This is a genomic window from Tigheibacillus halophilus, assembly GCF_042683165.1.
GTDB classification, from domain to species: domain Bacteria; phylum Bacillota; class Bacilli; order Bacillales; family Amphibacillaceae; genus Tigheibacillus; species Tigheibacillus halophilus.
In genome coordinates this window covers 42,112-61,210 of record NZ_JBHUIZ010000005.1, presented here as the reverse complement: position 1 = coordinate 61,210, position 19,099 = coordinate 42,112, and the positions used below count along the sequence as shown (strand labels likewise).

Here is a 19,099-nt window from a genome sequence, read left to right as displayed (position 1 = left end):
GGTATCATTTCTATAAAGTAGATAGTACGAAAAACTTTTATGCGCGATACATAAGGAGTGAAAAAATGCACCAAAAAATGACAATACTTTCTATCATTCTTTGTCTTGCGGTTCTCGGTGGGTGCAGTGAAAAAGCAAGCACGAATGGAGAAGGAAAGTTGCCAGTACATAATCAGTCCAAAATGAAAACAGCGGCGCAAGAAAAAGGCATCTATTTCAAAAATGCTTATGCAGCAGTCAAACCACGAAAAGATGCTGCCAAACTGCAAACGCATTATACGAAAGCGGAAAAAGCTGAGATGCCTGTGCACGAAGCACACGGTGGGGAAATCAAAAGAAGTGTGCCGCTTGGCCAAGTTCTTCTAAAGGGTAAGAAGGATACATCAAACGGACCATTGAAAAAAAATCGACTTGTCGCGTATTATGGTACGCCACTATCAGAAAACATGGGTATCCTTGGGACTATGTCTCCTGAAAAAATGATGCAAAAACTGAAACAGCAGACACAGGAATGGTCTGATATCGATCCCGAGCGTCCATCAATCCCTACTATTGAACTGATCGCTACAGTCGCACAGCGCAGTCCAGGTCCCGAAGGTTTGTATATTACCCCGCCTAACGACAAGGTAATTAAGGAATATGTCGAACTAGCCAAAAAGCACCATGCCTTATTGCTATTGGATGTACAATTAGGACGAGCAGATGTTATGGAAGCTGTGAAGGAAGTGGAGCAATATTTGAAGCTGCCATTTGTTCATCTGGCAATCGACACGGAATACAGCGTTGGTGAAGGGCAGGTGCCTGGCGAAGATTTAGGGCACGTAGAGGGCGCTGATATCCAGGAAGCTGTGGAATATGTCGATGATATGGTTAAAAAGTATCACCTCCCTGATAAGATGGTGCTTGTTCACCAGTTTGGCAATGGCATTGTCAGAAATAAAGAAGCGATTCATCCAACAGAGCATGTAGAAGTACCGCTCAATTATGATGGATTTGGAGATGCTGCTATCAAAATGAGCGCATACGGTAAGCTGGTTCGCCAGCAGCCGATCCAATATGGCGGTTTCAAGCTTTTTACAAAAAATGACAAACCCATGATGACGCCGAAGCAAGTATTGCAGCTCGACCCCGCTCCGGTCATTATCAATTACCAATAGAAGGGACAGACTCACGTTGCATGTGGTAAAGTAGTAGAGGGACGGGGGTCTTTCCCCTTTTTTTAGAAGGAGCGTTCAATCAGATGCAATTGAAAAAATACACGGACTATGCATTAAGAGTGTTGATATTTTGCGGGACAAAGCCGAATGGCGAGCTGGCCAATATCAAAGAGATTTCGGAAACCTTTGCTATATCACAGCACCATCTTGGCAAGATTGTTTTTGAATTGAATAAATTGGGACTGCTTGAGACTATTCGTGGCCGCAATGGAGGCATCCGTCTCAGAAAAAAAGCTGAGGAGATCAATGTGGGTATGGTCGTCCGTCACATGGAAAATGACTTCAACCTATTGGAGTGCTTTGACAGAGGCACTGATCATTGTGTCATTTCCCCGGCCTGCAAGCTGAAACATGCGCTGCATCGCGCTATGGGCGCCTTTTTACACGTGCTGGATCAATATACTATCAAGGATCTGGTTGTCAATGGTGATCAACTGCGGAAACTGATGAATATGACATAACATGTTTTAAAATAGTACAAGCGGGAAGACATGATAGTGTAGAAATTCAATTGAAGGAGTGTCAAACTATCATGAGTAAAAAAATAGCGTGTGTTATCACAGATATGTTTGAAGACGTTGAATATACGGAACCTGCCCAGGCATTTCAGGATGCAGGGCATGAAGTGGTGACAATCGAAAAGGAAAAAGGCAAAAAAGTGACCGGTAAAAATAAGGAAGCGACTGTAACAATCGATGCAGGTATTGATGATGTGAAGCCTGAAGATTTCGATGCGCTGTTCATTCCCGGCGGATTTTCACCAGATCAGCTTCGGGCGGATGATCGCTTTGTGACCTTTGCCAAACATTTCATGGATGAAATGAAGCCTGTATTTGCCATCTGTCACGGGCCGCAGCTGCTGATCACGGCAAAATCACTGGAGGGCAGAAAAGCAACTGGTTTCCAATCCATTCGTGTAGATATGGAATATGCTAAGGCAAGTGTAGTTGATGAGGAAGTAGCTGTATGCAAGGATCAGCTTGTAACAAGCAGACAGCCTGGCGATATCCCGGCATTCAACCGCGAGGCATTGAAAGTATTAGAAAAGTAATCTTCAATGGATAGTAACTCTCCCTTTTATGAAAATATATATAGCAGTCCTGCCCATCAACGGGCAGGACGTTTTTTGTCAGCAGGTATTCATTCGTCTTTAAAATTGGTTTCTGCGCTATTTTACCAGTCAGGATACATTTTCATACATACCCACTCATTATTCACTACTTTGCTTCTTCACAATATGAAAATTACTATCCAGCAGCAGCCAGTTCTGTGGAAACGCAAGCCCGAGTTTCCAGTAGCTGATTCCTCTCAGTGCAAATTCTTTGATCAAATTAAATTTTGCCTGGATGGAGCGTGCATCTTCAAACCAAACGACGTGTCTTTTTCCCTGCTCATCCGTGTAGTAGAAATAAGGTGCCTGTGCAGTGGTATCATAAGAGATTGCAACCCCGTGCTGCCTGGCGATATCGATAGCCTGCTGCGGGCTGACGGCTCGCGCCGGTTGGCCGCCTTGTTCAAAAGGAAGCGTCCAGTCATAACCATACAAATTTTGTCCGAGAAGTATTTTGTCAGCCGGAATCTCTGTTACAGCATACTGCACGACTTTGCGTACCTCATTGATTGGAGAAACAGCCATTGGAGGCCCGCCACTATATCCCCATTCATATGTCATCAGCACGACCATATCGACTATCTGCCCATGTGCTTTGTAGTCGTGTGCTTCGTATAGCAAACCTTGCTGTGTTGCGCTTGTTTTTGGTGCCAGTGCCGTAGATAGCAGTAAACCTTCTTGTGAAAAACGCTGTTTCGCTTTACGTAGAAAATCAATGTATGCCTGCCTGTCGTCAGGGCTCAAAAATTCAAAATCGAAGTGAACGTCTGTGAAACCATTCTGTTGAGCCGTTTGTACGATGGTATCCAATAATGTATTTTGCACGGCCTGGACAGTCAGTATGATATGGCCGAGTTCTGTACTGAATGCTCCTTCTTCCAAATTGGTGATTGCCATCATCAAGTTGACCCTTTGCGCATCGGCGATACTTTTGAAATTGTCTAACGGGGGCGCTGTCAACGTTCCATCGCGATTGACCCGGTAACTGAATGGTGCGAGATAAGTCAGGTATGGTGCTGCCTTTTGTGCGGAATTGATCAAAGTTTGCGAAACTGTATTGCCATATGGTTCAATATAGGCATTTGAAGTGATATTGCTTTTCGGGGTTTCAGGAATGTACAGACGCTGTCCAATCTGCAGAGGTGCTGCTGCAGAAATGTGGTTGACACGGGCAAGTTCCTGGTATGATAATCTAAACTGCTGAGCGATCGTATATAAGCTATCTCCGGCTTTGACTATGTAAAATTGCCCCATAATGGGGATGACCAATGCTTGCCCTGTAACAAGCTGATCCGGTGCATCCAATTCGTTCGCCTGAATGATTGCTTGCGCGGCAATGCCGTACATACTGGCGATATTACCCACTGTTTCCCCTTGGCGGGCTATATGGATCTGCATGTGTTTCCCTCCCTCTGCATAATGAATTCTTTTTATATGATATGAAGAGAAAAAACAAGTTATGTCATGAAATCGGATCGATATCAGCTTTCATGACGGAATGCATCAGGTACAATGCGTATTCATTGCCATCTTCATCCTCTGAGGCCATGCAGTCCTTGGGAACCCACATATTGAAACCGTACATATAAGCATCCTTTGCGGAAAATAAAACACAAATATCTCCTGCAATGCCAGACATGATCAGATGTTTTTTGTTAATTTCCTGCAATAGTGATTGTAATGGCGTCTGGAAAAATGCGGAATGCTGGGGTTTCATCAAAAAATAATCATCTTTTGTCGGGCGCAGTTGTTCGATGACGTGTTTACTTGTTTCATTGGTACAGTGCTCAATGATTTGATGCAAGTCTGCTTGCCAAACGCCGTAATGATCATTAACATAGATGACGGGAATATGATGGTCATTGGCAAACTTTTTCAATTTGACCATATTCGGCAATATTTTCTCTGTATGTGTGATCAGTTTATCCGCTCCATCGAATTGAAAATCATTGATCACGTCAATAAAAACAACAGCGCTGTCTTGATAATTATGAGACATAGGCAGCTCCTTTACTTTTTTCCTGTTATTGCTATCAGCGGCTAACCGGATGAATAGCTTTTGCCAGGCAGAATGTTTAATGTGTATCATAATAGTTATTTACATATTATTATTTCCCTTCTCGCTTTTTTAAAAACTAATTTGAAAGCTGTGATGCAATATGTCTGATGAAAAGTTTATGGCACTGGCGCTGGCAGAGGCAAAAAAAGCGCAGAAAATCGAAGAAGTACCGATCGGCGCGGTCATCGTGTATGGGGACGAAGTGATCGCAAGCGGGTATAATGTCCGCGAAAACATGCAAAAAACACTGTCTCATGCAGAACTGCTTGCCATCAACGCCGCGAATGAGAAGATTGGCAGCTGGCGCTTGGAAAATTGCACACTGTATGTCACGCTGGAGCCTTGCCCGATGTGTGCTGGAGCGATCGTTCAGTCCCGCATTCCAAGAGTTGTCTTCGGAGCTGCTGATCCGAAAGCTGGATGTGCCGGCACCTTGATGAATTTGCTTGATGACAGTCGATTCAACCACCAGGTAAAGGTGACAGGCGGTGTGCTGAAAGAGGAATGCAGCCAGCTGTTGAAGGATTTTTTTCGGCAACTGCGCAGTGAAAAAAGAAAAACATAGTCTCAGAAAACTGACATCGTTTCACCGTCAGATGTTTTTCATGATTTTTTTGATCTGTTTGACGTGAGGAACGATATCGGTTTATAAGGGTGCCTTTTCCATATAACGCATGGTCCATAGACCATGACACCAACTGATTTGAACGTCAATTAAAATTTCAGCCATGTGCTGGTCTGTTTGGGTAATCGTTTTGACGTATATCAGACGTCCTGGGACATGATTTGCATTTTTCTTCTAAAATCAGTATAATATATCATATCGTGCTAGGCGGGGAGGTAGCGGTGCCCTGTACTCGCAATCCGCTGTAGCGAGGCTGAATTCCCATTCGAGGTGTACGGTTTGATGGTCTGCCTTAAGGAATTGGTGCTGACGTTTAGGTCCTGCGCAACAGAAACCCATGAACCCTGTCAGGTCCGGAAGGAAGCAGCAGTAAGTGGTCATTTCTGTGTGCCGCAGGGTCACCTAGACTGAGCCATGAACTTAAGTAACGCATGGGACCGTCACATCGACAATGGGTGCACGGTTACTACATAAAAATTTAAACTAATATAACAAAAGAGCCCCCCATTGCCATATCGGCAAAGGGGGTTGTTTGTCTATTGCGCAGTCTCCTCCACTACACTAATGCGTTGCCAGACCCCATTACAGTTCCACATTGAAAATCCTTCACATTCACCCGGTAAATAGGATATAATTAGGAAGATATGGTAGAAGGGGTCGTGAATGATGAGCTATCAGGCGTTATATCGCAAGTGGCGTCCGCGCAGTTTCGCGGATGTCGCAGGACAGCAGCATATCACAAGAACATTGCAAAATGCGATGGTGCAAGAGAAATTTTCTCATGCTTATTTGTTTACCGGTCCAAGGGGAACAGGAAAAACAAGTGCGGCGAAGATATTTGCCAAGGCGATAAATTGCGAACACCAGCCTGCCAAAGAACCGTGTAATGAATGTGCGGCTTGCCTCGGCATTCAGGACGGATCGATTTCAGATGTCATTGAAATTGACGCAGCCTCCAACACAAGTGTGGAAGATATACGTGAGATACGGGATAAAGTGAAATATGCCCCAAGTGCGGTTGCTTATAAAGTGTATATCATTGATGAGGTGCACATGATCTCGACAAGCGCCTTCAATGCCTTATTGAAAACGTTAGAAGAACCGCCCAAGCATGTTGTCTTTATTCTGGCGACAACGGAACCGCATAAAATCCCGCTGACAATCATATCCCGATGCCAGCGTTTTGATTTTAAACCAATTTCCAATCAAGCTATTATCGAACGGATGCGGCACATCATCCAAGCAGAAGAAATCAATGTTTCCGAGGATGCCCTCCATGCAGTCGCACTGGCTGCTGAAGGCGGAATGCGTGATGCATTAAGCATCCTGGACCAGGCCATTTCTTATAGCGACGAAAGTGTTGGACTCTCGGATGTACTTGCAGTTACTGGCGGTGTTTCTCAGCAAATCTTGACACAAATAGCCGACAGCATGTTTGAAAGAGATATGCAGCAGGCACTGAAATTATTGGATGAGTTGATACAGAACGGAAAAGACCCTGGGCGCTTCGTATACGATATGATCTATTTCCTGCGTGATATCCTGTTGTATAAAAGTGCACCGGACTTAGCGGGTATCCTGGAACGTGCCATGCTTGATGACGCATTCAAGGAATTGGCTGAGAAGCTTACCGGGAATTGGATTCAAGACGCTATCATGCAGTTGAACCAGTGTCAGCAGGAAATCAAGTGGACGAACAATCCGAAGGTTTTCATTGAAATCACAATTATCTCCATCACAAATCGCTATCATCAATCCGACACGCAAAACAATGTGGACGAAACAGAAATCATCCATTTGAAAAATAAATTGTCCCAACTGGAAAAAGAAATGGAGAAAATAAAACAAACTCCAGTCCAGGTGAATGAACAAACACCAGCTGAGCCTCGCAAAAGGCCGGCAAGACAGACGAAAAACAGTTATAAAATACCTTATGAAAAGGTGCGCATGTGCTTGCAAGATGCCCAAAAACAATCATTAAAGCAAGTACAAGGCGAGTGGGCGAACTTTTTAAGCAAGCTGAAAGCACAAAGTGCTCCTGCACATGCTACTATTCAGGATTCCAAGCCTGTTGCAGCATCGGAGAAAACCGTTGTGGTAGCATTCAAATACGAAATTCACTGTTCCTTGTTTTTGGATAATCGTCAAATGGTGGAAAATGTGCTCGCAGGCACCGTACAAAAAGAGCTGACCATCATTCCGATACCGGTGGACGATTGGAAAGCGCTGCGCAGTGAATACGTGAAGGAACATGAGTCAGCAGATGAGCAGCAGCATGCACAGCAAGCAGAAGATCCATTCATTGCTGAAGCAAGAAAGCTTGCAGGCGATGATTTGATTCAGATACATGATTGACGAATATATAAAATAACCTACATTCCATGTATAAGGGAGGCGTTTTCCATGAAAGGTATGGGAAATATGGGCAATATGATGAAACAGATGCAAAAAATGCAGAAGAAGATGATGAAAGCACAGGAAGAATTATTCGAGATGGAGTTTGAAGCGACTGCCGGCGGTGGTATGGTAACCGTAAAAGCGAATGGCAAAAAAGAAATCATTGACGTAGAGATCAAAGAAGAAGTCGTAGATCCCGATGATGTGGAAATGCTGCAGGATTTAGTACTGGCAGCTACCAACGATGTGCTAAATCAAGTAGATGAAAAGTCCAATGCAACGATGGGGCAATTCACAAAAGGCTTGCCGGGCGGCGGCATGTTCTAAAATAAATAGGGAGATCCTGTTACCCGGCGCTATCCTGATGAGGAAACGACAGTGCTGGCCAGCCAATTACAGGCAAGCGACAATTGCCTGTAATTGGTTTAGCTTTTAGGAGGGCGTTTGATGTACTATCCAGAACCAATTTCCAAACTGATTGACAGTTTTACGAAATTGCCGGGAATCGGGCCGAAAACGGCTGTTCGACTGGCTTTTTTTGTTTTGAATATGCAAGATGATGATGTGATGGAGTTTGCACAAGCATTGATCAATGCCAAACGTGAACTGACACATTGTTCCATTTGCGGCCATATTACTGACCAGGATCCTTGCGCCATTTGTCAGGATACCAGTCGGGATACCTCTGTCATCTGCGTTGTACAGGATCCGAAAGACGTGATTGCGATGGAAAAAATGAAAGAATTTCATGGCAAATATCATGTGCTGCATGGGGCAATTTCTCCGATGGATGGCATTGGTCCAGAGGATATCAATGTTCCGTCACTATTAAATCGACTAAAGGATGAAGAAGTGAAGGAACTGATATTGGCTACCAACCCGAACATTGAGGGTGAGGCAACTGCCATGTATATTTCCAGGCTTGTCAAACCGTCAGGCATCAAGACAACACGCATCGCCCATGGGCTGCCAGTTGGCGGTGATTTGGAATATGCCGATGAAGTGACATTATCCAAAGCACTTGAGGGTAGAAGAGAACTGTAGTAGTTTAAATGGGTGGGTGATACCGTGGCCAAGAAGCTAAAAAAGCAAGATGTTGACAATGCGTTATTGGACGCCGTCTTTACAGTGGAAGCGGAATGGAAGCAGCTCCGTTCCATCATTTCCCAAAGTATTGAACCGACAATGGATGGACAAAACAGTGTCGCTTTAGCACAAGCGAAATATCTATACTTGCTTCGCGAAGCAAGACACCGTAAAATTAGTGCGATTCGTTATAATTGAAAATAAAAGAGCAAAGAGACAAGGTGAGAAAGTTCCCTTGTCTCTTTTTTACATATACAGCTGCCCCAGTTCTACATGTACCGGTTGAAACATACATACTAATATAAGGACAGGATCAAAGGAGCTGAAGTCCAGTGAGTTCAACGGTTGTCATTTCAATTGTCGTCGCGCTGATCATCATTTTATTGTTTGTTGGCGCCCCTGTAAAGCCGATGCGTTTTATCGGACAAGGCATCGTCAAGCTTGGTATCGGTGTTTTGTTTTTATTCTTCCTTAACGTATTTGGCGGAGCAATCGGGCTGCATGTGCCTATCAATCTCTTCACGGTGTTTATTTCCGGTTTCTTGGGAATCTTCGGTGTTGCTTCCCTTGCCGCCATACAAATGTTCATATTTGTTTGAAATGGATGGAAGAAACACACAAAGCCGTCTTATCTGTAGAGACCGGAACAAGCTGTCCCCATAGCAGCTTGTTTTTCTATGAAATTTTTTTGATTGAGACGTATATATTTACGAGATTCGGAGATGATAGAAGTATGGAGGTGGGAACATGGCAAAACCAATATTGGAATGGGAAAGCTGTGGCATATGCGAGGAGAAAAAAGAGCAAGGTATCCATTTGTACAACATGTTTATTTGCTGCGAATGTGAGTATAATATGATTCACACAGAACCACGTGAAGAAAAGTACCACTATTACTTGCAAAAACTTAAAAATATCAGCCAGCCTAAATTATATTCATAATAACCATCCAATTTGTATTCCTTCCCTATTAATATATGAAGTTGCGAGTCTTTGCCGTGTTGCAAAGGCTATTTTTTTGACATAAAAATAGCCCTATGTGGGTGGGCCAAATCATTCTTTAAATATATTTTTCAAATCAATTTGCAGCTCTGGCAGAATATGCCCTGTCAGCTGTTCATCTTTTACATAAACAGCCGTTTGCTTGAAATCTTTTTCTTTGGAAAGATAAACCTCGACTGACATATTATATGGATCGACTATCCAATACTCCCGTACTCCGGCCTTTAGATAACTGTTGAACTTAATCATCCGATCATTTCTTGCTGTCAAAGGAGAAAGCACCTCTATAACCAAATCCGGTGCTCCGTTTATATATTTTTCACCAATTTTGTCTGGATTGCAAACCACAAAAAGATCTGGCTGCACCCAATCCATGATGTCTTCAGGTTTTGAATTTTCATCAGCAAAGAGACAAACGTCCATCGGTGCAGAATTTGTGAATATATTATTCAAGGCCGTCACTTTTTCACACAAACTGACAAACTATTTTCTAGCCTATATGTATAATAGACTTCCTTCTTGGCAAACCTTGCAATATAGCATTCTATCAAGGAGGAATTTTTCATGAGAAAAACACTAGCCATCGGCTTGGCTGTTTTTGCCTTCCTACTATTTTTTATTCCGAAAGTTGAAGCCGAAAGCGGACAATTATATCAGGTGAATTCGGAAAAGTTAATGGTGCGGGCGTCTGCTGATCCACAGGGAGAAATAGTATCCGAACTGTACAAAGGTGATCTTGTAACTATTTTTTCGGAAACCTTCGGCTGGGGCAGGACCTTTTTCAATGGTCAGGAAGCCTGGGTGGCCATGCATCATCTTACACGAATAAATGATGAAACAGATTCTATGAAAAAGCCGGAAAAAAAAGATATACAGGAGAAAACCGATAAAGCAAAAAGTAATACAAATGATAAGCAAGCAAAAAAGGAAGAAACGAAGCAAGCGGAAGGAAAAAAAGCAGAAGGCAAATCCAATGAAACCCATGACAATGACTCTGTCAGCCCATCAAAGCAATCAAGGAATGATCAATGGCAAAAGAAAGATGGCGCGGAGAGAAAGCTGTCATCATCCATCAATATAGAAAAAAAGAATAAACACCAAAAACAAAAGAAACCTTTGTCAGGCTATCATTTTGTGATTGATCCTGGTCATGGCGGAAAAGATCCTGGGACAAAAGGGGCGGATGTGCTGGAGAAAACGTTGACATTGCGTACAGCAAAAAAAGTAGCAAAGAACTTGAATCAGCAGGGCGCTGCCGTTACCATGACAAGGACAGACGATCGTTTTATATCGCTGGCAAGAAGGGTGCAAATCAGTAATGCTCATCAGACGGATGCGTTCATCAGTCTTCACTTCAATTCTTACCCGAACACAAGTATAACTGGTCTGAACACTTTTTATTACAGCGGCGGGAAAGATGCACAGCTTGCAAAAAAGCTTCAGTCAGCACTTATTCGCCATATCGGGCTTGCTGACCGCGGTGCAAGGAAAGCTGATTACTATGTGCTGCGTCATAACAAGGATTTGGCTGTGCTGATAGAACTTGGTTTCCTAAGTAATCCGCAAGAGCGGGCCAAAGTGCAGACCGAGGCCTATCAACAACAAGTTGCCAAAGGTATCACAGCAGGGCTGGAAGATTATTTTAAATGACGAAAACCAGGCGTTTGATACAGCGCCTGGTTTTCGTATGGAGATATGATGTTACTTAACCACCAACAATTTTAAGCAATGCTCCTATGCAAAACGATGAGTTTTCCCTTTTTTACCCTCCACACGAATACCTCTGTCTGGGCGATAAGCCAGCCGCAATTATAAAGCAGGCTGCTTGACTGCGTGTATAACGGATAAGATATCATTGATTGTTATGGCCGCCACATGATAGCGGTGCTTGGTCAGCCAATCTTCCAAAATGGATCTGTCAGCATAATATTCATCCTCTATGGCATCAACTGCCAATTCATTACCGGCCTCTTGGAACGCTTCGAGGACTTTCTTTCGGTGACGGCCATTCTCAAACATCAGATCGGCAATACAGATTTGACCGCCTGTTTTTAATACCCTGTCCATTTCCACGAAGGCGAGTAATTTCTCGGCATCAGGTAAATGATGCAATGCATAACTGGAAACAACGGCGTTAACTTGCTGGTCCAACACAGGCAAGGCGAGAAAATGTCCCTTGCGCACCTCAATTTCAGGGTGTTTTTGCTTGCAGGCTTCCAGCATATTTTCCGCTTGATCGACTCCAATGACATGTACGCCCTTTTGCAGGAACTTCGCACCCAAATTCCCTGTGCCAATGCCAATATCAAGGCAGGTATCATTTGTTTTCATTTGCACATAATCAGTAACCATTTGCAGTGCCTTATCATAGTCTTGGTGCACATTGAAACGGTATCCTTGCATTTTGATGTTGTCATCATAGTCATCAGCCTGATCGTTGAAATTCCATCGATCTTGCCACTCTGTTCGCTTTGTTTTGATATGCTTCAATTGTTTCGCTAATTCATGTATATCTTGCATCTGAAAATCCTTTCCCTCTGTTCGTTTCACCATTTGATCTATGGTTTGGATCATATCTTTGATGGCCAGCCACCTTTCAAAGAGAGCTGACCGCTGGATATTCAGGTACTGATTCATATCCATGTCGTCATTTTCCAGCAATTTTTTGATATCAGCTACCGGAACATCGATTTCACGTAATGCCAGAATGGTGCTTAATCGCAGCAAATTTTTCTCATTGAAATTGCGATAACCGTTTGTTATATCTTTTTCAGGCGTCAGCAAGCCTTCTTTCTCGTAAAATCGAATGGCCTTCGCCGTTGTATGCAGTGTTTCAGCTGCTTGCAGGATACGCATTGCCACCACCTCCAGTTTTTATCATAAACGTTGACCATGGGGGAAGGTAAAGTGTTTTTTTAAAATTCTTTACGATATCAATCCATTAATACGAATTAAAATCGATTACTTGGTAAAAACGCTCTTAGATAACCATACTTCTAAAGGGCCGTTGAAATTTCTTTTATGTATGTTTTAAAAAAACAATCGAAACATGCTACAATAGATATGAATTAAATTATAATAAAAAAGTAATGAACAGGGATTAAATTATGTTTAATAAAGTAATGAACATGAATCAAACTATAAATAATTACGTTAACATTTATGATAGCTGTTCACAGGTTTGTGCAGCTGGCATTGCATGAAAAAGGAGAAAATACATTGAGCGGTTATTTTATCACATTGGAAGGCGGGGAAGGCGCTGGGAAAACGACAGTGTTGCCTTTATTAAAAGAGAAGCTTTCCAATTTGGGTTATGATGTTCTGCTGACAAGGGAACCCGGCGGCATCGAGATTGCAGAAAAAATCAGGGATATCGTGTTAGACAAAAACCATCCGGAAATGGACCGCCGCACAGAGGCATTGCTTTTTGCCGCAGCAAGGAGACAGCATCTGGTGCAAAAGGTTTTGCCAGCGCTTAAAGCGGGCAAAATAGTGGTATGTGACCGCTTTATCGATTCCAGCCTTGCTTATCAAGGTTATGCAAGCGGGTTGGATATGGAAGAAGTCTTTATGGTGAACCAATTTGCAATTGAAGATACGATGCCTGATATAACGATTTTCTTTGATATTTCACCACAGCAGGGATTAGAACGCATCGCAGCGAATACACATAGAGAAAGAAATCGTTTGGATTTAGAAAATCTGGCATATCATGAGAAAGTTTATACAGCATATCGCATGCTGCTTCAAAAAGATTCCAGGCGCATAAAGGCAATTGATGCAAGTCAGAGACTTGAACAAGTGGCAAATGAAGCAATGAAAGTGATCACAAACTTTTTGCAGGACCATTAAAAATGGGAGGGATTACCATGAAATTGGTCATTACAGTTGTACAGGATAAAGATACAAACCGTTTGGTGGACGCTTTGGGAGAAGGAAATTTCAAGGTGACCAAATTGGCTTCGACAGGCGGGTTTTTAAAAGAAGGGAATACGACATTGATGATCGGCTGCGAGGATGCCTATGTAGATGAATGTCTCGATATTATCCGTGATAATTGTTCGCATCGCGAGCAAATGGTCGCGCCTATTTCTCCAATGGGAGGCAATGCCGACTCATATATTCCAAGACCCGTCAAAGTGGAGGTTGGCGGTGCAACAGTTTTTATTCTGCCAATCGAATCTTTCTTTCAGTTTTAGTGTATAAAAGGAGCCCGTACGATGAAAATTTCCCAGGAAATGGCAACACAGCTTGATACTGCCAAGAAGAATATGAAAACCGCTGCAGATGGTACGCAGGGATTTCACCGTATGGTACAATCCCGGACACACCAATTGCAACAGAATGAAATGCAGAAGCTCCTTGCCGACATTTCTGAACAGGGAGACAGGCTTTCTAAATTCCGTTCATTCCGTGATTTAGCTAAATTCAAGCAGATGGTCAAACGATTCTTGAAAGAAGCAATTGGCAATGGCTATGATTTGCAAAAGTCCTATGGCTTTAGCATGTCTGGCCATGCCGGTAACTTGACGACCGTCAAAAAAGTGGATGAAAAACTGGTAAAGTTGACAGAGGATGTATTGGATCAAGAAAAGAAAACAGTTGATTTGCTGGATACTATCGGTGAAATCAAAGGATTGCTGGTCAATATATATATGTGACTATTTATTATAATAGGTAGAAACAAGTTTTTTGAGCGTTCTTAGTCTGACTGGGAACGCTCATATTGCAGTTATGAACAAAAATATCTTTAACTTTGTTAGAATATATACTAATGGTAGTTGCTGCTTGAAATATAAAGGGTGGATGGCATGAAAACATTTGCAGAATTGGCAGAGGCTCAGCCGCTGGCAAGCAAAATTATTACGAATAGCATTAAAAAACACCGCATATCTCACGCCTATTTAATTACAGGAGCCCGTGGAACGGGAAAAAAGGCTGTCGCTACATTACTTGCGAAAACACTTTTTTGCGAGTACCCAGAGGGGATAGAGCCTTGCAACCAATGCAATATGTGCAAAAGAATCGATTCTCACAATCACCCTGATGTGCATTGGATCCAGCCAGAAGGCAAAACCATTAAGAAAGAACAAGTTGCCCATTTGCAGAAAGAATTTGCTTATTCCGGCATGGAAACAAATAAAAAGGTGTATATCGTTTCTGCGGCTGATACGCTTACCGTAAATGCTGCTAACCGGATATTGAAATTTTTAGAGGAACCAAGCAAACAGACGATAGCGGTTCTGTTGACTGAAAATAGCCAGTCCATTTTGCCAACCATACGCTCAAGATGCCAGGTTATCGATTTGAAGCCGCTTCACCCACAGCGTTTCAAACAGGAGCTTATGGATAAAGGGATCTCAGAGTCCCAGGCCGCATTGGTAAGTACATTGACAAATGATATGGATGAAGCTTTTCGGTTGAATGATGATGATTGGTTTGCCCAAGCAAGAAAAACAATGGTACAATTAATAGAAGCACTTGCTGAAAGTGTTAATGATGCATACTTATCCATACATAGCCAATGGGAATCTCTATTCAAAGATAGAGATCAGCAAGAGATGGGGCTGGATTTGCTGTTGCTTGGGTTTAGGGACATTTTATATTTCCATATGGAGAAAACGGCATCAATGGTACTTTTTCAGCCTGATGGTGAAAAAATCAATCGACTTGCCATCCGTTTTTCCCAGGAAAAGCTGATCTTTATATTGCAGCTGACTCTAAAAGCAAAGCAGAAACTGAAGCAGAACGTGCACCCTACATTGGTGATGGAGCAACTTGTACTTCAAATACAGGGGTGATGAAATGCTTGACGTGATTGGTGTCCGCTTTAAAAAAGCGGGTAAAATATATTATTTTGATCCCGGGTGTTTCGATATCAGCAATGATGACTATGTGATTGTTGAAACGATACGCGGGGTAGAATTTGGGAAAGTAGTCATTCAGCATAAGCGGGTCGATGAAGAGGATGTTGTCCTGCCGCTGAAGAAGGTGATCCGTGTTGCTGATGATGCCGATAAAAGGCTTGTTTTGGAAAATCAGGAGTCTGCCAAAGAAGCATTCGCCATTTGTTCCAACAAAATCAGCGCACATAGCCTTGAAATGAGTCTGGTAGATGTCGAATTCACATTTGACCGCAATAAGATCATTTTCTATTTCACGGCAGATGGCCGCATTGATTTTCGCAATCTGGTCAAAGATTTGGCAGCTGAATTCAAAACGAGAATCGAATTGCGCCAAATTGGCGTCCGTGATGAAGCAAAAATGCTTGGCGGGATTGGGCCGTGTGGCAGAATGTTGTGTTGTTCGACATTTTTAGGAGATTTTGAGCCGGTATCGATTAAAATGGCTAAGGATCAGGATCTTTCTCTGAATCCGGCGAAAATTTCGGGATTGTGCGGCCGTTTGATGTGCTGCCTGAAATATGAAAACGACATGTATGAAGACGCCAAAAAGGAAATGCCGGATTTAGGTCAAAAAATCCACACACCGTATGGCAGTGGAAAAGTCGTCGGTGTCAACATTCTGGAAAAATTGATTCAGATTGAAATTGCGGAAAAGGAACGAGTAATTGAATATACAGTGGATGAGATGATTGAAGAAGGTATCATAACAACGCAAGCCACTAAATAACAGGGTGAACAAGCGTGAAAAAAAGACAAATTTTTGATCAGGTAATGGATATGAAAAAACAAATAGGTGAGTTCTATGAACAACTGGGCGATTTGCAGAATAAGCTGAGTGATTTGCTTGAGGAAAACAACCGTTTGGAAATGGAAAATCATCATTTGCGAAATCGTTTGCAGCTTCAGGAAGACAATGAGATACCTGGTGATGAAGTTGAATCGTACCGTGAACCTGAAAAAGGCAATCCGCCAGGTGAAGGTTATGATAACCTGGCAAGAATTTATGAGGAAGGCTTCCACATCTGCAATTTGCAATTCGGCAGTCCGAGGCAGGACGAAGATTGCATTTTCTGTTTAGAACTCTTAAGCAAAAAAAATCAATTATGATAGACAAGCTGTCCTTGCTCACTGGGACAGCTTTTGTTTAGCAGGAAACCGTCGAAAAAGAAATATTGGAAAGGACTACTTACATGGTTTTTTTACGTGATGATGAGCGGATGGACTATCTGCTCGCTAATAAACAGATGAAAGTCATTCAAAGCCCGACTGCTTTTTCGTTTTCATTGGATGCGGTCCTGCTGGCACATTTCGCGACTGTACCTGTTAAAAGAGGCAGTATTTTGGATCTCTGTTCCGGCAATGGTGTCATTCCATTGCTGCTTTCCCAGCGTACAAATGCCTCCATTTGCGGTGTGGAAATCCAGGAGCGGCTTTATGATATGGCAAAAAGAAGCGTGGAGTGGAACGGACTTGATACTAGAATCCGTATGATTTGCGGTGATCTGAAAAAAATGCAGCCCGTTCTTCAGCACAGCACATTTGATTTGGTCACATGCAATCCGCCTTATTTTAAAACACCAGCACCGACAGAGTACAACCACAATGAATATTTGACCATAGCGCGCCACGAAGTGTATTGCACATTGGAAGATGTCGTGAAAGCCTGTAAGCTGCATGTCCGTCCAGGGGGAAAAGTCGCTTTGGTCCATCGCCCTGGAAGATTGGTTGATATCATGACATTGATGCGCAGGTACCGCATTGAGCCAAAACGTATGCGGTTGGTTTACCCCAAACAGGGTCGTGAAGCAAATACATTGCTGATCGAAGGAATCCGTGACGGCAAGGCTGATTTGAAGATTCTTCCGCCATTGTATATTTATCAGGAAAATGGCGCATATACAAAAGAGGCAGAGGAAATCATCTATGGCGGATGAGCAACATGTCGTTTATATACTCCGCTGCTGTGACAACACGCTTTATACAGGCTATACGAATGATCTGCCGAATCGCCTGCGAATGCATTCAGAGGGCAAAGGAGCCAAATATACCCGGGGGCGCGGACCTTTTGAACTGGTGCATGTGGAGAATTTTTCGACAAAAGGAGCGGCACTATCCCGGGAGTATGCCATTAAACAGCTGAACCGCAAGGAAAAGTTGCAGCTGATCCGAAATGCGGAGAAAGGTGAGTAGCGAAATGAACATTCAAAAAAGCTTTGACCAGGAGTATGCACCTAAATTATATATCGTGCCAACCCCGATTGGAAATTTGGAAGATATCACGATTCGGGCATTGCGTATATTGAAGGCTGTCGATATGATTGCTGCGGAAGATACAAGGAATACACAAAAACTGCTGAATCATTTTGAAATCAAGACGCCGCTGATTAGCTATCATGAACATAATAAACAAACCAGGGGAACACTGCTGCTTGAGAAACTGCAATCCGGTCAATCGATTGCTGCTGTGAGTGACGCAGGTATGCCTGCGATATCCGATCCAGGTCAGGAGTTGGTTCGCTTGGCAATTGAAAATGATATCGATGTGGTGGTCTTGCCAGGAGCTAATGCAGCGCTTTGCGCATTGGTCGGTTCCGGGTTGGATACGAGATCCTTCCTGTTTTACGGGTTTCTCCCCCGCAAGAAAAAGGATAAGGAGATTGAATTGGAAAAGTTGAATTATATGCAAGCATCCATCCTTCTTTATGAATCCCCTTATCGTGTCAAAGAGACATTACAGACGATGCAAAAAATCTTTGATTCCCGTAGACAGATAGTATTAGCCAGAGAACTTACAAAACGTTTTGAAGAATATGCGCGCGGTACAATAGAAGAATTATTGGATTGGGCAGCTGGCAGGGAACTGAAAGGTGAGTTTTGCATGGTGGTTGCAGGAAATGAAAATGCAGCAGATGAACTGTCCCCTGAGAAGTGGTGGGAAGAGGAACAGCTCACTGCCAAGGAACATGTCGCCTATATCATAGAAAATGAAGGAATTACAAGTAAGGAAGCGATCAAACGCGTTGCCGCGGAGAGAAAGCAACCGAAGCGAGAGATTTACCAAGCTTACCATCAGCTGGGAGAATGAAGCGCAAAAAGGCAGGTGCCTCATATGAAGGCGCCTGCTTTCCACTATTCCGCAATCTTTTCCGTGTTGAGACGGTTTTGTAATTCATCGATTAGTTGTTTTGCACTAGTAGGACTTAAAATCAATTTGCCTTCGGCTAAAGATAAGTTGTCTTCAGAGACTTCCCCCGTCAGCTGGCAAGCCATACTTGGCTGATGTTTCTTCAGGATGATTTTATCGCTGTCAGTATAGATTTCCAAGGAATCTTTCACATTGATTTGCAGAGATTTACGCAATTCAATCGGAATGACAACCCTTCCTAAAGCGTCCACTTTGCGAACAATACCCGTTGATTTCATAAAATTGACTCCCCTCAAGAAAATAATATGAATTTCGTCAAGGTTCGACATATACTAGGAATATAGTACCAGTATTGTATATTTGTGTCAATATAAAAAATAAAAATAAATTAGACAATTATTGTTGCATGATGAAGATGTCATAAAGAATCGGCAAGAATCCTCCCGCCAGGTTCGGTAATTTCTCTGCAAATTTCGACGAAATGGCAGTTCTTTAGCCATATCTTTGATTGGAATCGTCTGATAATGGAAATCCTGATGTAAAATAGATAC

25 protein-coding genes and 1 other RNA gene are annotated in these 19,099 nt (G+C 42.8%); 21 read left to right on the top strand and 5 right to left on the bottom strand.

What is annotated here, in order from left to right; translation table 11 throughout:
* Positions 1-65: 65 nt before the first annotated feature.
* The 3 genes from ACFSMW_RS06460 to ACFSMW_RS06450 all read left to right on the top strand — a co-directional run bounded on the left by ACFSMW_RS06460 (position 66) and on the right by ACFSMW_RS06450 (position 2,268).
* Positions 66-1,157, top strand: coding sequence for a hypothetical protein (locus ACFSMW_RS06460; protein ID WP_390354108.1), 1,092 nt, complete (start codon positions 66-68; stop codon positions 1,155-1,157).
* 83 nt (positions 1,158-1,240) lie between these two features.
* Complete coding sequence (locus ACFSMW_RS06455) at positions 1,241-1,678, top strand: Rrf2 family transcriptional regulator (protein ID WP_390354106.1); 438 nt, start codon at positions 1,241-1,243, stop codon at positions 1,676-1,678.
* 71 nt (positions 1,679-1,749) lie between these two features.
* Positions 1,750-2,268 carry a type 1 glutamine amidotransferase domain-containing protein gene (locus ACFSMW_RS06450; RefSeq protein ID WP_390354104.1) on the top strand — a complete coding sequence of 173 codons (519 nt, stop codon included), beginning with the start codon at positions 1,750-1,752 and terminating at the stop codon, positions 2,266-2,268.
* A 159-nt stretch (positions 2,269-2,427) separates the two neighbouring features.
* Here the strand turns inward: ACFSMW_RS06450 and ACFSMW_RS06445 are convergent, their stop codons facing one another.
* Positions 2,428-3,726 carry a LysM peptidoglycan-binding domain-containing protein gene (locus tag ACFSMW_RS06445; protein ID WP_390354102.1) on the bottom strand — a complete coding sequence of 433 codons (1,299 nt, stop codon included), beginning with the start codon at positions 3,724-3,726 and terminating at the stop codon, positions 2,428-2,430.
* Between the two features lie 64 nt (positions 3,727-3,790).
* A complete protein-coding gene (locus ACFSMW_RS06440) occupies positions 3,791-4,327 on the bottom strand; it encodes a cysteine hydrolase family protein (RefSeq protein ID WP_390354101.1) in 537 nt (178 codons plus the stop codon).
* A gap of 160 nt (positions 4,328-4,487) precedes the next feature.
* On the opposite strand from ACFSMW_RS06440, the gene tadA reads away from it, so the two are divergent.
* The 8 genes from tadA to ACFSMW_RS06400 all read left to right on the top strand — a co-directional run bounded on the left by tadA (position 4,488) and on the right by ACFSMW_RS06400 (position 9,437).
* The gene (tadA, locus tag ACFSMW_RS06435; RefSeq protein ID WP_390354100.1) at positions 4,488-4,952 is read left to right on the top strand and encodes a tRNA adenosine(34) deaminase TadA; all 465 of its coding nucleotides are present in this window, start codon (positions 4,488-4,490) and stop codon (positions 4,950-4,952) included.
* Between the two features lie 258 nt (positions 4,953-5,210).
* An RNA gene (gene ffs / locus ACFSMW_RS06430) (signal recognition particle sRNA large type) lies at positions 5,211-5,475 on the top strand.
* A gap of 203 nt (positions 5,476-5,678) precedes the next feature.
* The gene (gene dnaX, locus ACFSMW_RS06425; RefSeq protein WP_390354742.1) at positions 5,679-7,367 is read left to right on the top strand and encodes a DNA polymerase III subunit gamma/tau; all 1,689 of its coding nucleotides are present in this window, start codon (positions 5,679-5,681) and stop codon (positions 7,365-7,367) included.
* Positions 7,368-7,415: 48 nt separating this feature from the next.
* Positions 7,416-7,736, top strand: coding sequence for a YbaB/EbfC family nucleoid-associated protein (locus tag ACFSMW_RS06420; RefSeq protein WP_390354098.1), 321 nt, complete (start codon positions 7,416-7,418; stop codon positions 7,734-7,736).
* A gap of 120 nt (positions 7,737-7,856) precedes the next feature.
* Entirely contained in the window at positions 7,857-8,453 is a 597-nt protein-coding gene (gene recR, locus ACFSMW_RS06415) for a recombination mediator RecR (protein WP_390354096.1), read from the top strand.
* Positions 8,454-8,477: 24 nt separating this feature from the next.
* Positions 8,478-8,693: a YaaL family protein gene (locus ACFSMW_RS06410; protein WP_390354094.1), complete on the top strand. Its 216-nt coding sequence runs from the start codon at positions 8,478-8,480 to the stop codon at positions 8,691-8,693.
* Positions 8,694-8,827: 134 nt separating this feature from the next.
* Positions 8,828-9,094 carry a pro-sigmaK processing inhibitor BofA family protein gene (locus ACFSMW_RS06405; RefSeq protein WP_390354092.1) on the top strand — a complete coding sequence of 89 codons (267 nt, stop codon included), beginning with the start codon at positions 8,828-8,830 and terminating at the stop codon, positions 9,092-9,094.
* Positions 9,095-9,242: 148 nt separating this feature from the next.
* A complete protein-coding gene (locus ACFSMW_RS06400) occupies positions 9,243-9,437 on the top strand; it encodes a sigma factor G inhibitor Gin (protein ID WP_390354091.1) in 195 nt (64 codons plus the stop codon).
* 111 nt (positions 9,438-9,548) lie between these two features.
* Here the strand turns inward: ACFSMW_RS06400 and ACFSMW_RS06395 are convergent, their stop codons facing one another.
* Positions 9,549-9,950 (bottom strand): Uma2 family endonuclease, encoded by a 402-nt coding sequence (locus ACFSMW_RS06395; protein WP_390354089.1) that lies wholly within the window; start codon positions 9,948-9,950, stop codon positions 9,549-9,551.
* A 111-nt stretch (positions 9,951-10,061) separates the two neighbouring features.
* On the opposite strand from ACFSMW_RS06395, the gene ACFSMW_RS06390 reads away from it, so the two are divergent.
* The gene (locus ACFSMW_RS06390) at positions 10,062-11,147 is read left to right on the top strand and encodes an N-acetylmuramoyl-L-alanine amidase (RefSeq protein WP_390354088.1); all 1,086 of its coding nucleotides are present in this window, start codon (positions 10,062-10,064) and stop codon (positions 11,145-11,147) included.
* A gap of 159 nt (positions 11,148-11,306) precedes the next feature.
* Here ACFSMW_RS06390 and ACFSMW_RS06385 read toward each other — a convergent pair whose 3' ends face one another.
* On the bottom strand, positions 11,307-12,353 hold the full coding sequence (locus ACFSMW_RS06385) for a MerR family transcriptional regulator (protein WP_390354086.1): 1,047 nt from the start codon (positions 12,351-12,353) through the stop codon (positions 11,307-11,309).
* Between the two features lie 363 nt (positions 12,354-12,716).
* Between ACFSMW_RS06385 and tmk the strand changes: the two genes are divergently transcribed.
* From tmk to rsmI, 9 genes are all read left to right on the top strand, one after another.
* Positions 12,717-13,349 (top strand): dTMP kinase, encoded by a 633-nt coding sequence (gene tmk / locus ACFSMW_RS06380; RefSeq protein ID WP_390354085.1) that lies wholly within the window; start codon positions 12,717-12,719, stop codon positions 13,347-13,349.
* A gap of 17 nt (positions 13,350-13,366) precedes the next feature.
* Complete coding sequence (locus tag ACFSMW_RS06375; protein WP_390354083.1) at positions 13,367-13,696, top strand: cyclic-di-AMP receptor; 330 nt, start codon at positions 13,367-13,369, stop codon at positions 13,694-13,696.
* Between the two features lie 21 nt (positions 13,697-13,717).
* Positions 13,718-14,158 carry a YaaR family protein gene (locus ACFSMW_RS06370; protein ID WP_390354081.1) on the top strand — a complete coding sequence of 147 codons (441 nt, stop codon included), beginning with the start codon at positions 13,718-13,720 and terminating at the stop codon, positions 14,156-14,158.
* A 150-nt stretch (positions 14,159-14,308) separates the two neighbouring features.
* Entirely contained in the window at positions 14,309-15,298 is a 990-nt protein-coding gene (holB, locus tag ACFSMW_RS06365; RefSeq protein ID WP_390354079.1) for a DNA polymerase III subunit delta', read from the top strand.
* 4 nt (positions 15,299-15,302) lie between these two features.
* Positions 15,303-16,130 (top strand): PSP1 domain-containing protein, encoded by an 828-nt coding sequence (locus ACFSMW_RS06360; RefSeq protein ID WP_390354077.1) that lies wholly within the window; start codon positions 15,303-15,305, stop codon positions 16,128-16,130.
* Positions 16,131-16,144: 14 nt separating this feature from the next.
* The gene (gene yabA / locus ACFSMW_RS06355) at positions 16,145-16,510 is read left to right on the top strand and encodes a DNA replication initiation control protein YabA (RefSeq protein ID WP_390354075.1); all 366 of its coding nucleotides are present in this window, start codon (positions 16,145-16,147) and stop codon (positions 16,508-16,510) included.
* An 83-nt stretch (positions 16,511-16,593) separates the two neighbouring features.
* Complete coding sequence (locus ACFSMW_RS06350; RefSeq protein ID WP_390354073.1) at positions 16,594-17,337, top strand: tRNA1(Val) (adenine(37)-N6)-methyltransferase; 744 nt, start codon at positions 16,594-16,596, stop codon at positions 17,335-17,337.
* Positions 17,327-17,593, top strand: coding sequence for a GIY-YIG nuclease family protein (locus ACFSMW_RS06345; protein WP_390354071.1), 267 nt, complete (start codon positions 17,327-17,329; stop codon positions 17,591-17,593). The genes ACFSMW_RS06350 and ACFSMW_RS06345 overlap by 11 nt, the downstream gene beginning before the upstream one ends.
* 4 nt (positions 17,594-17,597) lie before the next feature.
* Positions 17,598-18,488 carry a 16S rRNA (cytidine(1402)-2'-O)-methyltransferase gene (rsmI, locus tag ACFSMW_RS06340; protein WP_390354069.1) on the top strand — a complete coding sequence of 297 codons (891 nt, stop codon included), beginning with the start codon at positions 17,598-17,600 and terminating at the stop codon, positions 18,486-18,488.
* Positions 18,489-18,532: 44 nt separating this feature from the next.
* Here the strand turns inward: rsmI and ACFSMW_RS06335 are convergent, their stop codons facing one another.
* Complete coding sequence (locus ACFSMW_RS06335) at positions 18,533-18,826, bottom strand: AbrB/MazE/SpoVT family DNA-binding domain-containing protein (protein ID WP_390354067.1); 294 nt, start codon at positions 18,824-18,826, stop codon at positions 18,533-18,535.
* Positions 18,827-19,099: the final 273 nt, after the last annotated feature.

Coding starts and splice junctions, on each gene's coding strand:
- dnaX (WP_390354742.1), top strand. CDS start 5,679: ATGAGCTATCAGGCGTTATATCGCAAGTGGCGTCCGCGCAGTTTCGCG.
- recR (WP_390354096.1), top strand. CDS start 7,857: ATGTACTATCCAGAACCAATTTCCAAACTGATTGACAGTTTTACGAAA.
- ACFSMW_RS06445 (WP_390354102.1), bottom strand. CDS start 3,726: ATGCAGATCCATATAGCCCGCCAAGGGGAAACAGTGGGTAATATCGCC.
- ACFSMW_RS06440 (WP_390354101.1), bottom strand. CDS start 4,327: ATGTCTCATAATTATCAAGACAGCGCTGTTGTTTTTATTGACGTGATC.
- ACFSMW_RS06335 (WP_390354067.1), bottom strand. CDS start 18,826: ATGAAATCAACGGGTATTGTTCGCAAAGTGGACGCTTTAGGAAGGGTT.
- ACFSMW_RS06385 (WP_390354086.1), bottom strand. CDS start 12,353: ATGCGTATCCTGCAAGCAGCTGAAACACTGCATACAACGGCGAAGGCC.
- ACFSMW_RS06460 (WP_390354108.1), top strand. CDS start 66: ATGCACCAAAAAATGACAATACTTTCTATCATTCTTTGTCTTGCGGTT.
- holB (WP_390354079.1), top strand. CDS start 14,309: ATGAAAACATTTGCAGAATTGGCAGAGGCTCAGCCGCTGGCAAGCAAA.
- ACFSMW_RS06370 (WP_390354081.1), top strand. CDS start 13,718: ATGAAAATTTCCCAGGAAATGGCAACACAGCTTGATACTGCCAAGAAG.
- ACFSMW_RS06450 (WP_390354104.1), top strand. CDS start 1,750: ATGAGTAAAAAAATAGCGTGTGTTATCACAGATATGTTTGAAGACGTT.
- ACFSMW_RS06400 (WP_390354091.1), top strand. CDS start 9,243: ATGGCAAAACCAATATTGGAATGGGAAAGCTGTGGCATATGCGAGGAG.
- tadA (WP_390354100.1), top strand. CDS start 4,488: ATGTCTGATGAAAAGTTTATGGCACTGGCGCTGGCAGAGGCAAAAAAA.
- ACFSMW_RS06350 (WP_390354073.1), top strand. CDS start 16,594: ATGGTTTTTTTACGTGATGATGAGCGGATGGACTATCTGCTCGCTAAT.
- ACFSMW_RS06455 (WP_390354106.1), top strand. CDS start 1,241: ATGCAATTGAAAAAATACACGGACTATGCATTAAGAGTGTTGATATTT.
- ACFSMW_RS06345 (WP_390354071.1), top strand. CDS start 17,327: ATGGCGGATGAGCAACATGTCGTTTATATACTCCGCTGCTGTGACAAC.
- ACFSMW_RS06390 (WP_390354088.1), top strand. CDS start 10,062: ATGAGAAAAACACTAGCCATCGGCTTGGCTGTTTTTGCCTTCCTACTA.
- rsmI (WP_390354069.1), top strand. CDS start 17,598: ATGAACATTCAAAAAAGCTTTGACCAGGAGTATGCACCTAAATTATAT.
- ACFSMW_RS06375 (WP_390354083.1), top strand. CDS start 13,367: ATGAAATTGGTCATTACAGTTGTACAGGATAAAGATACAAACCGTTTG.
- ACFSMW_RS06360 (WP_390354077.1), top strand. CDS start 15,303: ATGCTTGACGTGATTGGTGTCCGCTTTAAAAAAGCGGGTAAAATATAT.
- ACFSMW_RS06420 (WP_390354098.1), top strand. CDS start 7,416: ATGAAAGGTATGGGAAATATGGGCAATATGATGAAACAGATGCAAAAA.